Annotated in this window: 12 protein-coding genes; 4 read left to right on the top strand and 8 right to left on the bottom strand. The window is 70.1% G+C overall.

The genetic code is table 11. The features are described from left to right. Positions 1–21: 21 nt before the first annotated feature. The 4 genes from G6N10_RS12140 to G6N10_RS12125 are packed head-to-tail and all read right to left on the bottom strand — an operon-like array spanning position 22 to position 3060. The gene (locus G6N10_RS12140; protein WP_085097430.1) at positions 22–606 is read right to left on the bottom strand and encodes a TetR/AcrR family transcriptional regulator; all 585 of its coding nucleotides are present in this window, start codon (positions 604–606) and stop codon (positions 22–24) included. A 32-nt stretch (positions 607–638) separates the two neighbouring features. Then, positions 639–1433 (bottom strand): carboxymuconolactone decarboxylase family protein, encoded by a 795-nt coding sequence (locus G6N10_RS12135; RefSeq protein ID WP_085097344.1) that lies wholly within the window; start codon positions 1431–1433, stop codon positions 639–641. Further along, complete coding sequence (locus G6N10_RS12130; protein ID WP_085097347.1) at positions 1430–2233, bottom strand: mycofactocin-coupled SDR family oxidoreductase; 804 nt, start codon at positions 2231–2233, stop codon at positions 1430–1432. The genes G6N10_RS12135 and G6N10_RS12130 overlap by 4 nt, the downstream gene beginning before the upstream one ends. After that, positions 2230–3060, bottom strand: a complete 831-nt coding sequence (locus G6N10_RS12125) for a mycofactocin-coupled SDR family oxidoreductase (RefSeq protein WP_085097351.1) — start codon at positions 3058–3060, stop codon at positions 2230–2232. The genes G6N10_RS12130 and G6N10_RS12125 overlap by 4 nt, the downstream gene beginning before the upstream one ends. Before the next feature lie 81 nt (positions 3061–3141). On the opposite strand from G6N10_RS12125, the gene G6N10_RS12120 reads away from it, so the two are divergent. Further along, positions 3142–3747 carry a TetR/AcrR family transcriptional regulator gene (locus G6N10_RS12120; protein ID WP_085097354.1) on the top strand — a complete coding sequence of 202 codons (606 nt, stop codon included), beginning with the start codon at positions 3142–3144 and terminating at the stop codon, positions 3745–3747. 13 nt (positions 3748–3760) lie between these two features. On the opposite strand, the gene G6N10_RS12115 is transcribed toward G6N10_RS12120, so the two are convergent. After that, the gene (locus G6N10_RS12115; RefSeq protein ID WP_085097433.1) at positions 3761–5224 is read right to left on the bottom strand and encodes an aldehyde dehydrogenase family protein; all 1464 of its coding nucleotides are present in this window, start codon (positions 5222–5224) and stop codon (positions 3761–3763) included. Positions 5225–5307: 83 nt separating this feature from the next. Continuing rightward, positions 5308–6750: an acyltransferase family protein gene (locus G6N10_RS12110; protein WP_109750543.1), complete on the bottom strand. Its 1443-nt coding sequence runs from the start codon at positions 6748–6750 to the stop codon at positions 5308–5310. 98 nt (positions 6751–6848) lie between these two features. Here G6N10_RS12110 and fadD2 point away from each other — a divergent pair, with 98 nt between their 5' ends. Further along, positions 6849–8621 carry a long-chain-fatty-acid--CoA ligase FadD2 gene (fadD2, locus tag G6N10_RS12105; protein ID WP_085097357.1) on the top strand — a complete coding sequence of 591 codons (1773 nt, stop codon included), beginning with the start codon at positions 6849–6851 and terminating at the stop codon, positions 8619–8621. 40 nt (positions 8622–8661) lie between these two features. Here fadD2 and G6N10_RS12100 read toward each other — a convergent pair whose 3' ends face one another. Next, entirely contained in the window at positions 8662–10857 is a 2196-nt protein-coding gene (locus G6N10_RS12100) for an acyl-CoA dehydrogenase family protein (protein ID WP_085097360.1), read from the bottom strand. Positions 10858–11078: 221 nt separating this feature from the next. Between G6N10_RS12100 and G6N10_RS12095 the strand changes: the two genes are divergently transcribed. After that, positions 11079–11522 carry a GNAT family N-acetyltransferase gene (locus G6N10_RS12095; RefSeq protein WP_085097364.1) on the top strand — a complete coding sequence of 148 codons (444 nt, stop codon included), beginning with the start codon at positions 11079–11081 and terminating at the stop codon, positions 11520–11522. Positions 11523–11734: 212 nt separating this feature from the next. Beyond that, positions 11735–12181, top strand: coding sequence for a hypothetical protein (locus G6N10_RS12090; protein ID WP_085097367.1), 447 nt, complete (start codon positions 11735–11737; stop codon positions 12179–12181). Positions 12182–12952: 771 nt separating this feature from the next. On the opposite strand, the gene G6N10_RS12085 is transcribed toward G6N10_RS12090, so the two are convergent. After that, positions 12953–13315 (bottom strand): heavy-metal-associated domain-containing protein, encoded by a 363-nt coding sequence (locus G6N10_RS12085; protein WP_234810593.1) that lies wholly within the window; start codon positions 13313–13315, stop codon positions 12953–12955. Positions 13316–13324 lie beyond the last annotated feature (9 nt).

The following is a 13324-nucleotide window of genomic DNA, read 5'->3' as shown; positions in this document are numbered from 1 at the left end:
TTCCGGGTGGTCGGGGGCGGCTCAGATCAGCGGAAGCCCCGCATCGAGGAAATCTAGCGCCCGGTAGATCATCTCGGGCTGCATCGGGGTGCCGTGCAGCGCCTGCATCATCACCCCGGTCATGGCGCCGGCGGCGATCCGCAGCTCGGGATCGTCGGCGGGGCGGCTCAGCCGCACCGCGAGTGCCTCGGTGATCCGCCCGATGGTGAAGATGTACTGCCGGTAGAGCGGGCCTGCGGCCTCCGGGAGGGTGTACATCAACGCCTGGCGGCCGGCTTCTTCGGCCCACTCCGGGTCGCTGAACTGGCCGAAGACCTGTTCGACGGCGTAGCGGTAGGCCGCGATCGGGGACAGCTCGGCCGGCGCCTGCAGAAAAACGTCGATGATGGGGTCCATCAGCTGGTCGGGCACCAGCAGCGCGGACTTGTTGGGGAAGTAGCGGAAGAACGTGCTGGGGGACACCTCCGAGGCCGCCGCGATCTGCTCGATGGTGGTGGCGGCAAAGCCCTGCTCGGCGATCAGGCGCAGGGCCTCGCGCCGGAGGGTTTCCCGGGTGCGGATCTTCTTCCGCTCGCGCAGACCGGGACCGGGCTCGCTGTCGGGCATGACGCCCATTGTGTCCTATTCAACTACTTTGGTCACTTGGGAACCGCAAAGTCCTGCCCCGACAACTCCTGGCGGACCCGCTGTTGCTGCTCGTGGGCGACGGCCTGGAGGGTGGCCGCCTTGGCCCAGCCGTAGTAGGCGGCGAACTGCAGGATCAGCTCGTCCATTTCGTCGAAGGACAGATCCCGGCTGCGCAGCGCGGCGTAGACGTGGCTCATGATCGGGTAGGGCGCGTCCTGGAAGCCCACGCAGGCCACCGTGAGCAGCCGTCGTTCCCGCCGGCCCAGCCCCGGGCGCAGCCAGACCTCGCCGAAGACGAAGTTCAGGATGCCCGCCCCGGAGTACGGGTTGTCCCGGGTCGGCACGAACGGCAGGCAGTTGACGTCGATGAACGCCTGCTCGCCGGTGGCCAGCCGGGCCTCCGGATCGCTGGGGGTGGGCAGCGGCAGCAGCGGTTCCGGCGGCGGCACCGGGGTGCCGCGTTCGGCGTGGATGCGGGCCCACTGCTCGTCGATCATCATGTTCAGCCGGGACGCCTTGGGCCAGCCGCTGTACACCGCGAAGTGCAGCGCGGCCTCCTGGATCTCGGTGATGCTCAGGTCGCCGCTGCGCAGCGCGGCGTAGACGTGCTCGCGCAGCGGGCCCTCGGCGTCGGCGGCGGCCACGCAGGCCAGCGTGATGAACCGCCGGTCGCGTCGGCTCAGCCCGGGGCGCGTCCACACCTGCCCGAACACGACATCGAGCAGGGCGCGCTCGGTGGGTGCGACGGGCTGCGGCGCGGGCACCGTCATCACCTCCGCGTACATCGCGGCTCCCCGGTCGGTCATCGCAGCGTCACCCCGGCGTCGACCTTGAACTCCAGGCCGGTGACGTGCCGGGACTCGTCGGAGACCAGGAACAGCACGGCGTTGCTGACGTCGCGGGCCTCGGTCATCACGATCGGCAGCGCGTTCTGGAAGATCGGGCCCAAATCGGCGCGCTCGCCGTGCAGCAGCGCGTGCAGCGCATCGGGCCGCATCCCGGTGTCGACCCCGGTGGGGTGCACGGTGTTGACCCGGACGTTGACCGCGGCGAGCTCATTGGCCAGCGCGCGGCTCATCCCGACGACGCCGTGCTTGGAGGCGGTGTAGGGGGTGTGCAGCGGGCTGCCCTTGAGGCCGGCCACCGAACTGATGTTGACCAGGCTGCCGCCGTGGTCGACCAGGTGCGGCAGCGCCGCCGCGCAGGTGTTCCAGGTGCCGATCAGGTTGACGTCGACGACGGTGCGCCACTGCTCGGCGGTGGTGGTGTCCCAGGTGCCGCCGGTGATCACCCCGGCGTTGGCAACCGAGGCGTCCAGTCCGCCGAGCCGGGTCACCCCGTCGTCGACCGCGGCGGTCAGCGCGGCGGCGTCGCGCACGTCCACCACGTGGGTGATGGCGCGGCGGCCCTGCTCCTCGACCAGTCGCGCGGTCTCGGCGAGGTCCTCGGTCGCGGCCAGCGGGTAGTCGATGTCGGGCAGCGACGCGCAGATGTCGACCAGGATGAGGTCGGCGCCCTCCTCGGCCAGTCGCACCGCGTGACTGCGGCCCATTCCCCGGGCGGCGCCGGTGACCAGCACCCGCTTGCCCGCTACGCGCCCGTTCACAGCTTGTTGCAGAAGCCGGCGTCGACGGGGAAGGTGACCCCGGTGACGTACTGGGCGGCGTCGGAGGCCAGGAAGGCGATCGCCGCGCTGATGTCGGCCGGTTCCAGCATCTGCACCGGCATCGGGTTCTGCAGGTGCGGGCCGCCACCGGGGTAGTTCTCCAGGAACGCGGTCATCTCCGGGTTGACCGCCATCATGGTGTTGACCGCGGTGGGGTGCACGGTGTTGACCCGGATGCTGTGCGGGGCAAGGGCGTTGGCCAGGGTGCGCATCAGCCCGACGATGCCGTGCTTGGACGCCGCGTAGCCCAGCCCGCCGCCGCCGAGCCCGCCGAAGCCCTTCAGCCCGGCCGTCGAGCTGGTGAACACGATGGAGCCGCCGCGGCCGCCGGCGATCAGGTGCCCGATGGCGGCCTTGGCGGTGTGGAACGAGCCGACCAGGTTGACGTCGATGACGTCGGTCCAGGTCTGCAGGTCTTCCTCGACGGACAGTTCCCGAAAGGCCATCCCGGCGATGCCGGCGTTGGCGCAGACGATGTCGAGCCGGCCGAACTCGTCGACCCCGGCCTGCAGCGCGGCCGCCAGCGCCGGGTAGTCCCGGACGTCGGCGACCGAGGCGTGCATCCGGCCGCCGGCGGCGCGCACCAGTTCGACGGTCTCGTCGAGTTCGGCGCGGCTGGCCATCGGGTAGCAGTTGGTGGCGATGTCCGCGCAGCTGTCCACGCCGATGATGGCGGCGCCGTCGGCGGCCAGCCGCAGCGCGTGGCTGCGGCCCTGGCCGCGGGCCACCCCGGTGATGAAGGCGACTTTCCCGTCGAGGGCTGGCATGGGGCCTCACTTTCCGATCGGGTGTAACCGTGTTACTGCGGTAGCGTAACGGCGTTACATCACGCGGACAAGGGGGTGAGGATGGCCATTGTCGATGCCGACCGTCGGGGCGCCGACGGGCCGGACGCCGCCGACGACCGGGTGCTGCGGATCGTCGCGGAGATCCTGGAGTCCGACGGCTACGACGCCGTCGCGCTGCGCACCGTCGCGCGCCGGGCCCGCACCTCGCTGGCCACCATCTACAAGCGCTACCCCACCCGCGACGACCTGATCCGGGCGGCGCTGTCCCGGTGGATGGACGAGCACCGCTGGGCCGGCCTGCGGCAAGGTCCCGGCGATGCCGAGGAGTCGCTGTATGAGGGCGAGATGCGGATGCTGCGCACCATCTTCGAGCCGTGGGAGCGGCACCCCGGCATGCTCAAGGCCTACTACCGGGCGCGCTCGGCCCCGGGCGGCGACGCGCTGGTGCGCCGCGGGTTCGACGAGGTGCTGCCGGCCAGCCGCGAGGTGCTCGCCGGGGTGGACCCGGAGTTCGTCGCCGACCTGGACATCGTCGTCTCCAACGTCATCTACGGCCTGCTGGGCCGGTTCGTGGCCGGCGAGATCGGTATCGCCGACATCCTGCCGGCGTTGGAGCGCACCGTGTTCCGGCTGACCGAGGGTTATCGGCCGGCCGGAACACGGTGAGCGACCGGGTCGCTCAGAGGGCGGCCCAGATCGACTTGGTCTTCAGGTAGCCGTCGATGCCCTCGTAGCCGAACTCCTTGCCGACGCCGGAGTGCTTGTAGCCACCGAACGGCACGTTGTGGTCGAAGGTCAGCTGGCAGTTCAGCCCCACCATGCCGGCGTTGAGCCGCTTGCCCAGGTTGTGCGCGCGGGCCAGGTTGGTGGTCCAGGCGGTGGCGGCCAGGCCGTAGTTGGTGTCGTTGGCCATCGCGATGGCCTCGTCGTCGTCGTCGAACGGCAAGATGGTGACGACCGGGCCGAAGATCTCCTCCTTGTAGAGGCTGCTGGTCTCCGGGTCGACGCCGGTGACCACGGTGGGCTTGATGAAGTAGCCCTTGCGGTCCAGCCGGTAGCCGCCGCTGACGATCTCGGCGCCGTCGCGCTTGCCCTGATCGATGTAGCCCATTACCCGGTCGAGCTGCTTTTGGCTGACCAGCGGGCTGATCATGGCGCCCTCGTCCTGCGGCCCGCCCAGCACCAGGTTCTCGCCGATCATCGAGATCCCGGCCACCACCCGGTCGTAGACACTGCGCTGCACGAACACCCGGGAACCGCACACGCAGCCCTGGCCGGAGTGCACGAAGATGCCCATCGAGGCCATCATGATGGCCATGTCCAGGTCGGCGTCCTCGTAGATCAGCACCGGGGACTTACCGCCGAGCTCGAGGGTGACCTTCTTCAGGTTGTCCGCCGACTCGCGCATGATCTGCTTGCCGACCTCGGTCGAGCCGGTGAAGGCGACCTTCTCCACGTCCGGGTGGGCGGTGATCGCCGCGCCCGCGGTGGCGCCGTAGCCGATGACGAAGTTGGCCACCCCCTCGGGGATGCCGGCCTCGGCGATCAGCCGCTCCAGCAGCACCGCCGACAGCGGGGTCTCCTCGGCCGGCTTGACCACGGCCGAGCAGCCCGCCGCCAGCGCCGGGGCGATCTTGGCGCAGGCGTTGAACAGCGGCCCGTTCCACGGGTAGATCAGCCCGACGACGCCGTAGGGCTCCTTCTGGGTGTAGGCGTGGAAGTTGGCGTGCGTGCTGTTGACGCCGCCCTCCATCTGCACCTGGTAGCTGCTGCCGTTGATCTTGGTGCACCAGCCGGCGTAGTAGCGGAAGAACTCCGCGCAGGTCGACACGATCATCTCGGCCTGCATCGGCGGCATCCCGGCATCCAGCGACTCCAACTCGGCGAACGCCTTGGCGTGCTCGTCGATCAGGTCGCCCAGGCGCCACAGCGCCTTGGCGCGCTGGCGGCCCGGAATGTCGGTCCACACCCCGGAGTCGTAGCTGGCCTTGGCGGCGGCGACGGCGGTGTTGACGGCCTCGGGCCCGGCGTCGGGGAACTCGGTGATCCGCTCCTCGGTGGACGGGTCGACGACGGCGATGGCCTCGCCGGTGCCGGGACGGGCGGCAAGATCATCGATGACCGAACTGGCGACGGCACTCAGCGACAACGGAATCCTCCTCGGGTGCGTGGCGCACGTCACGCCACAATGCTGAGCACCTGCTTAGCACCCGCCGCGGGTGCGGGTCAAGACTCCCGGCGAGGTTGCACGGCCACCAGCACCGCGCCCACCGCGAACGCGATCACCGAATGCCAGGGAATGACGCCGTGGGGGGCGAACCCGGCCGCCGAGACCACCGTGATGCCGTAGGCCGCCAGCGCCACCCCGGCGAACAGGGTCAGGTCCGTCCAGCGCGGTGACCAGCCCACCCGGATCTCGGGCAGCGACGCGGCGAAGATCCGCCGCAGCTTGAACAGGGTCAGCATCAGCCCGGCCGTCACCACCGCCAGGATCAGCACCCACACGCCCCGCATCGCCCACCACGGGCCGCTGTCCTCCGGGTACTGCGGCAGCAGCCCGAGCGGGTAGGCGATCGCGGCCACCACCACGACGGGGACCATGTGCCACAGGTACAGCGCCATCACGTTGGTGTTGGCCACCGACAGGAACCGCCGGGTGCGCCGGCCGCTCATCGCCCGGGTGACCAGCGTGCCCAGCGAGATCGCGATGCCGGCCTGCGCGCAGCCGAAGAAGAACATCGCCAGCGACGGCGGCGAGGAGTTCTGGATCGGCTGGCCGGGAATGTCGATCATGCAAACCGGATAGGGACCCCAGCCGATCAGCACCGCGAGCATCACCGCGGAGACCCCCAGCATGAGCAGCGGCCTACGCCGCTCGTTCATGCCCCGCGGCCGGCCTCTTCCTCGCGGAACTACACCGCTCGTCGAACCGGCCGAGAACCGGCCGGCGTTGTTGCCGGCCGGTCTCTTACTCGCGGAACTACACCGCTCGTCGAACCGGCCGGCGTGCCAGGCGATGCCGATGGTGTACATCGCCCCCCAACACAGCAGGTAGTTCGCCCAGTGCAGGTAGGGCACCTTGCCGACGATGCTGAGCAGGTCGACCACCGCAACGCCGAGCCCGAGGGTCGCCGGCACCCACAGCCCCCAGCGCCGGAACGCGGCCACGACGACCGGGGTCAGGTAGACCACCAGGGCGTAGACCGCCAGGAACCACAGCTGCATGGCCACCGCCCAGCCCGCGTAGTCCAGCACCGCACCCGGCGCGCCGACCAGCTTCGCGATGATCATCAGCGTCCAGATGAAGGCCAGGTAGGCGCCGGTCGGTCCGAGCGCGGCGCTCAACCGGCGCCGGACCCAGTCCTGCCGGCTCATCCGGCCGGTGTCGCGCCAGTGCGCCCAGGACACCGCGGTGGCGTAGCCGGCGGCGACGAAGAACACCGGCACCGCCTGCATCAGCCAGACCAGCCACTGCGTCCACGGGATGTCGACCAGCGGTTGCTCCAGACCGAACTCACCGTTGCGGTAGGTGATGCTGGACAGCAGCCAGTGCCCGAAGACGATCAGGGCCACCCCGGAGACCCGGTAGTAGTCGACCGACAGATTGCGCGCGGGCGCGGCGGTGTCCGCCGGTTCCGTTGCCGTCGGCTGCTCGGGTGCTCCCGCCATCTGCGTTCTCCTCCGTTGTGGCCGCTGAAACAGAGGATAGGCAACCCGATCGCCACTAATCCACGCCGAAACACCCCCGACCGCCCTAGGCTTGAGCCATGTCGAAGCTGACAGATCTGGCCCTCCAGACCGCCGGTGCCCTGGGTGAATCCGTGTCGAAGTACGCCGAACGCGGCGCGGCCGAATTGCATTACGCCCGAAAGATGTTCGAGGCCGGGGCGCTGAAGATGGACCCGTTGACCTTTGCCAACCTGCTGGCCGACATCGCCCGCTGGGGTGAGATCGGGATGATCCCGGCGCTCAACGCGCGGCGGAACCCGAACGGCATCGCCATCATCGACGACGACGGCCAGCTCACCTTCGCCGAGCTCGACGCCGCCGCGCACGCGGTGGCCAACGCGCTGCGGGCCCGGGGCGTCAGCGACGGCGACGGGGTGGCGCTGCTGATCCGCAACCACCGGTGGTTCCTCATCGCGCTCTACGGCGCGGCCCGGGTCGGCGCTCGGATGATCCTGCTCAACAGCGAATTCTCCGGCCCGCAGATCAAGGAGGTCTCCGAGCGCGAGGGCGCCCAGCTGATCATCCACGACGACGAATACACCGCCGCGGTTGCCGAGGCCGACCCGCCGCTGGGCAAACTGCGGGCGCTGCCCACCAACCCGGACTCCGACACCCCGTCGGGCAGCACCGCCCAGACGCTGGCCGACCTGATCGCCGGCGGCGACGACCGGCCGGCGCCCCGGGCCACCAAGCAGGCCAAGATCATCATCCTGACCAGCGGAACCACCGGCACCCCCAAGGGCGCGAACCGGGCCGCCCCGCCGTCGCTGGCGCCGATCGGCGGCATCCTGTCGGCCGTGCCGTTCCGCAGCGGTGAGGTGACCTCGCTGCCGGCGCCGATGTTCCACGCGCTGGGCTTCCTGCACTGCACCATCGCGATGATGCTGGGCAACACCCTGGTGCTGCGGCGCCGCTTCAAGCCAGCCACCGTGCTGGCCGACATCGAGGAGCACCGGGTCACCGCCATGGTGGTGGTGCCGGTGATGCTCTCGCGGATCCTGGACTACCGCGACACCCTGGAGACCAAGCCGGACACCTCCAGCCTGCGGATCGTCTTCGTGTCCGGGTCCCAGCTGGGCGCCGAGCTGGCCACCCGGGCGATGAAGGATCTGGGCCCGGTCGTCTACAACCTGTACGGCTCCACCGAGATCGCGTTCGCCACCATCGCCCGGCCGCAGGACCTGCAGAAGGACGCGGCCACCGTCGGGCCGGTGGTCAAGGGCGTGCGGATCAAGATCGTCGACGACGACGGCAACGAGGTGCCCCAGGGGCAGGTGGGCCGGATCTTCGTCGGCAACACCTTCCCGTTCGAGGGCTACACCGGCGGTGGCGGCAAGCAGGTCATCGACGGCCTGATGTCCTCCGGTGACGTCGGCTACTTCGACGCCGACGGCCTGCTCTACGTCAGCGGCCGCGACGACGAGATGATCATCTGCGGCGGCGAGAACGTCTTCCCCGCCGAAATCGAGGACCTGCTGTCCGGGCACCCGGAGATCGTCGAGGCGACGGCGCTGGGCGTCGACGACAAGGAATGGGGATCACGGCTGCGGGCGTTCGTCGTCAAGGCCGAGGGCGCCGAGATCGACGAGGACGCCGTCAAGGCCTACGTCCGGGACAACCTGGCCCGCTACAAGGTGCCCCGCGAGGTGGTGTTCATCGACGAGTTGCCGCGCAACCCGACCGGCAAGATCCTCAAGCGGGTGCTGCGCGACATCGGCGAGGGGGTGGCCACCGTCGAGGACACCGTGGCCAACCTCTCCGAGAAGATCGCCGACGTCCTGCACCCTGACGGGGGCGACGACCCGAAGTAGGCCCCGGCGGGCCCGGCCACGGATCCCGCGGCCCGGCGGGCTACGGATCCCGGGGCAGGCCCAGCAGCCGCTCGGCGATGATGTTCAGCTGCACCTCGGAGGTGCCGCCGTAGATGGTGGTGGCGCGGCTGCCCATCAGGTACTCGGCCCACCTGCCCGACGGGGTGTCCGGGTCACCGACGATGCCGTCGGTGCCGAAGGACGCCACCGCGAACTCGGCGTAGCCCTGGCCGGTGCGCATCGACAGCAGCTTGGAGATCGCCGCCGACGGCATGGCGTCGCCGCCAGCCAGGGTGAGCAGGGTGGAGCGCAGGTTCAGCAGCTTGGCGGCGTGCCCCTCGGCGATCAGCCGGCCGGCGTGATTCTGCTCGATCTGGTCGAACTGGCCGTCGGCCAGGAACTCCACGAACAGGTCCAGGTTCGCCAGGAACGCCGGTTCGCTGCTGCCGATCGAGACCCGCTCGTTGGTCAGGGTGTTGCGGCTGACCTCCCAGCCCCGGTTCACCTCGCCGAGCACCATGTCGTCGGGCACGAACACGTCGTCGATGAACACCGTGTTGAACATGGCGTTGCCGGTCAGCTCCCGCAGCGGCTTGACCTCCACCCCGGGGGCGGTCATGTCCAGCAGGAAGTAGGTGATGCCCTGATGCTTGGGCGCACTCGGATCGGTGCGGGCCAGCAGCGCGCCCCACGCCGAGTACTGGGCGCCGGTGGTCCAGATCTTCTGCCCGGTGATCCGCCAGCCGCCGTCGACCTTGGTGGCCTTGCTGGTCAGGCTGGCCAGGTCACTGCCGGCGCCCGGCTCGGAGAACAGCTGGCACCAGATCATCTCGCCGCGGAAGGTGGCCGGCAGGAAGCGCTGCTGCTGGGCCTCGGTGCCGTAGGCCACGATCGACGGGATCAGCCAGGCGGCGATGCCCATCGGCGGCCGCTTGACCCGGCCCGCGCTGAACTCCTGGGCGATGATCACCTGCTCGATCGGGCTGGCCGCGCGGCCCCACGGCCGGGGCAGGTGCGGCTGCACCCAGCCGCCCTCGGCGATCGCGGCGTTGCGCTCCGGGCCGCCGGGCAGGGCCTTGAGGGCGTCGACCTCGGCGCGGATCTCGCCGCGCAGCTTCTCGGTCTGCGGATCCAGGTCGATGTCGATGCCGCGCATCCCGGTGCTGGTGGCGGCGTCGACGACGAGCTGCGGGTAGTCCGCGGCCCGGCCGAAGCAGGCCACCAGGGCCAGTGCCCGGCGGTAGTAGACGTTGGTGTCGTGCTCCCAGGTGAAACCGATGCCGCCGTGCACCTGGATGCAGTCCTGGGCGCAGTGCTGGGCGGCGACCGGCGCCAGGGTGGCGGCGACGGCGGCGGCGAACTCGTGCTGGGTGGCGGCCGGGTCCCCGGCGGTCGCCTCGTCGAGCGCGCGGGCGGCGTCCCACACCGCGGCGGTGGCCCGCTCGGTGGTGGCGATCATCTCGGCGCACTTGTGCTTGACGGCCTGGAACTGGCCGATCGGCCGGCCGAACTGCTCGCGGATCTTGGCGTAGCCGGAGGCCGAGTCGGTGCACCAGCGGGCCACCCCGACGGCCTCGGCCGACAGCAGCGTCGACATCAGCGCGCGGGCGCGGGCCCGGGACAGCGTGGTCAGCACCCGGTCGTCGCCGATCTCGATGGCGTTGGCCCGCACGTCGGCGATCGGCCGGGCCGGGTCGACGCTGACCCGCGGCTCGATCTCCAGGTCGGCGGCGTTGAGCACCACCCATTCCTCGCCGCTGTCGATCGCGACCGGCAGCACCAGCACGTCGGCCTGCCCGGCGGCCGGCACCGCGCGGGCCTCGCCGCGGATCACCAGCACCTCGCCGAGCCGGGTGGCGGTCAGCCCCGAGTCGATGGCGTAGGCGGCGATGGAGGTGCCGGCGGCCAGCTCGGCCAGCAGCGGGTAGTCGGGGTCGTGCGCGGCGATCAGCGCACTGGCAATGGCCGACGGCACGAATGGGCCGGGTACCGCGCCGTAGCCGAACTCGGCCAGCACGACCGCCAGCTCCAGGATGCCGAAGCCCTGCCCGCCGACCGACTCGGCCAGGTGCACGCCGGTCAGGCCCTGCTCGGCGGCGGCCCGCCAGTACGGCGGCGGGTTGTCCAGCGGGGTTTCCAGCGCCTCGTGCAGCACCTCGGCGGGCGCCACCTTGGCGACCAGGGCCCGGACCGAGTCGGCCAGGGCGAGGTGTTCTTCGGCGATCGCGATCGGCATGGAGCACCCTTCTGTAGGTCTACCAACTGGTCGGTCCGGGTTGACCGTTGCGAGCCTACCCGGACGGGTTGGGGGGACTCGGGCGATTTCGGGGGCGAGGTGGGGTGGGCGCCGACGAACAGCGGGACACCGGCGTTCACTGCTGACGGCACCGATGCCGGCGGGCACGACCGCAGAAATTCCGTTGATCGTTTGCCGCCGCCCGTGGTGAGCTTCGGAGCATGACCGAGATCCGGGAGATCAGGGCGGGCGAGACCGGCAGCGCCGCCGAGGCGATGCTGTTGCTCCGGCCCCGCTGGCGCACTGCCGGCGCCGTCGTCGACCTCATCGATGATCGGTTGCGGCCGGCCGGCTATCGGTTGGTCGGGGCGTTCGAGGAGTCCTCGGACTCGGCCGTGTCGGTGCTGGGGTTCCGTGAGGTGTGGTCGACGGCGTGGGGGCATTACCTCTATGTCGACGACGTCAGCACGCTGGAAACGGCGCGGGGCAAGGGATTTGCCGACGAACTGCTGCGGTGGGTGATCGCCGAGGCCGAGCGCCTTGGATGCGAAGAGATTCATCTGGATTCGGGCGTGGGCAGCGACCGGGCGGCGGCGCATCGGCTGTACATGCGGAACCACCTGCGGATCTCGTCGCACCACTTCTCGCTGGAACTCGGCGGTTGATCCGCCGCGCAGACCCCCTCGGCGCCCAACCGCCCGCTAATACCTCGGCCGGAGACTATCGTCACCGGGACAGCCCGCGCGCCGCTGCGCGCGGGTGCCGGGGTTCATTGAGGGGACAGTGCTTTGGGGTCGATCCACCAGGTGATCGAGGCGTTTCGGCGGGAGCCGACAAACTCCGAGCGCGGCACTGAATTCGACAGCGACGACGCGACGTGCCTCCCGGCCGCGCGCTAGCCACCAGTGCCGCTGGGATCGTTCGCGATGCCATTGACGCCAGCGGCGGCCTCGGCGAGCCGTGGCGCCTCGACGATGCGGACGCGGTGCGATCCGGCGACTTGCTGTTCGTGGTCGAAGTGGACGACCTGGGCTGGATGATGACGGCATACCTGATCGACGGCGGGGAGGCCACTCCGATCGCGGTATTGGCTGACGAGAACGGCAACAGCCCGGTGCGGGCGCTCGCCGGCTGGCTGCGGAACGCGGCCGGCCCAATGACCTGGAAGCGCGTCAAGCCGGGCCTTTACCGTTCTGGCGGGTACCTCGTCGGCCAGCTTGATACCGGCGAATGGTTTGCGGAGGGGCCGGGGGTGGATCAGTGCTTCGAGCACAAGCACGACGCGCAGGCGGCATGCACCGCCGCGCGCAGCTTTGCGCAGTAGCCTCGCGCCGCCGGCTCGTTGTCGTGAGACGGGTGACCGATTCTTGATCAGCGTCCCTGGGGATTACCCCCTAGCTCAGCTGGCAGACAGTAGCTGCCTGAAAAAATGCGGCGCTCGATCGAGGCCTAGTCCACGGGGGCGGCTGTACGAGCTCGCCCGTCGCGAGGTTAATTTTCTGGGCAATCCAGCCCTCATAAACCTCGGCTAGCTCGGTGATGGCTGCACGCACTTCAGGGTCGGCTCCGGGATTCTCCAGCAGTCCTAGCCGAAGTGCCGTTGCGATCGAGAGGAAATCGACTGCGGTCTGCACCTCCTTAGGTGTGCTTCCCCGGGCGAGTGCGTAGGTGGTGCACAGTTGCTGGGTCTGGGTGGTGCTGTCCACAGTCGGTGCGGGTTCTGACACCGCTGCGGGGGCTTCTGCGCTGGCGTCGTCTCCACTCCGCGGAATCGCTTGTGCGGCGAGGAATCCGAGACCGAAGACCGCGGTCGTGGCGAGAGCGCCAGCGGCCACCTTCCATCCGGTGTGCTTCTTTGCGTTCGGCCCCGGCGGCACGGCTCCCGGAGGCATCCGATACCCCGGGGGGATCGGAGGCGGAGGCAGCGCCGCTGCCTGCGCACCCATTCCGGGCGGCTGTGGTGGCTGCGTCATGGTGTCCTCCCCCGAGCGTGTCGATGGACATGATCCTATGAGGTCAGCCGGTCAACCACGCGCGTTGCACCAGGAGAAGTCGACCGGCCTTGCGCTGCATGCAGTGCGACCAGGCGCCCCGCTCATTCCGCTCGGTTGCGGGTGAACCGGGCGCGCAGCTTCGCCCACCAGCCGCGGGCCGCCGGCTCGGTGTCGGATGCGGCGTCGTCCGCGCCGGTGTCCTCGGCGGCGGCCGCACCCGGCACGTGCTCGGTGGCCTGATAGCCGGCCTGCTCGACAACCGCACACAGCTGCTCGACGGTCACCCCCGGGGCGGCGTCGACGGTGGCGATCTTGGTGGCGATCTTCACCGACGCCTGCACGCCGTCGACCTTGTTCAGGGCCTTCTCCACCCGGCGCGCGCACATCATGCACGTCATTCCGGTCACGTCGAGTTCGATGCGCCGGGTGGCCCGGATGTGCTGCTGCTCTGCCAGATCCGTCACGTCGTGGTC

Source organism: Mycolicibacterium fallax (assembly GCF_010726955.1).
GTDB lineage: Bacteria > Actinomycetota > Actinomycetes > Mycobacteriales > Mycobacteriaceae > Mycobacterium > Mycobacterium fallax.
This window is presented reverse-complemented; position numbering and strand designations above follow the sequence as displayed.

What these genes read in the sequence shown, in the direction of transcription:
- G6N10_RS12140 (WP_085097430.1), bottom strand. Translation starts at nt 606, where the DNA reads ATGCCCGACAGCGAGCCCGGTCCCGGTCTGCGCGAGCGGAAGAAGATC.
- G6N10_RS12135 (WP_085097344.1), bottom strand. Translation starts at nt 1,433, where the DNA reads ATGACCGACCGGGGAGCCGCGATGTACGCGGAGGTGATGACGGTGCCC.
- G6N10_RS12125 (WP_085097351.1), bottom strand. Translation starts at nt 3,060, where the DNA reads ATGCCAGCCCTCGACGGGAAAGTCGCCTTCATCACCGGGGTGGCCCGC.
- G6N10_RS12120 (WP_085097354.1), top strand. Translation starts at nt 3,142, where the DNA reads ATGGCCATTGTCGATGCCGACCGTCGGGGCGCCGACGGGCCGGACGCC.
- G6N10_RS12110 (WP_109750543.1), bottom strand. Translation starts at nt 6,750, where the DNA reads ATGGCGGGAGCACCCGAGCAGCCGACGGCAACGGAACCGGCGGACACC.
- fadD2 (WP_085097357.1), top strand. Translation starts at nt 6,849, where the DNA reads ATGTCGAAGCTGACAGATCTGGCCCTCCAGACCGCCGGTGCCCTGGGT.
- G6N10_RS12100 (WP_085097360.1), bottom strand. Translation starts at nt 10,857, where the DNA reads ATGCCGATCGCGATCGCCGAAGAACACCTCGCCCTGGCCGACTCGGTC.
- G6N10_RS12095 (WP_085097364.1), top strand. Translation starts at nt 11,079, where the DNA reads ATGACCGAGATCCGGGAGATCAGGGCGGGCGAGACCGGCAGCGCCGCC.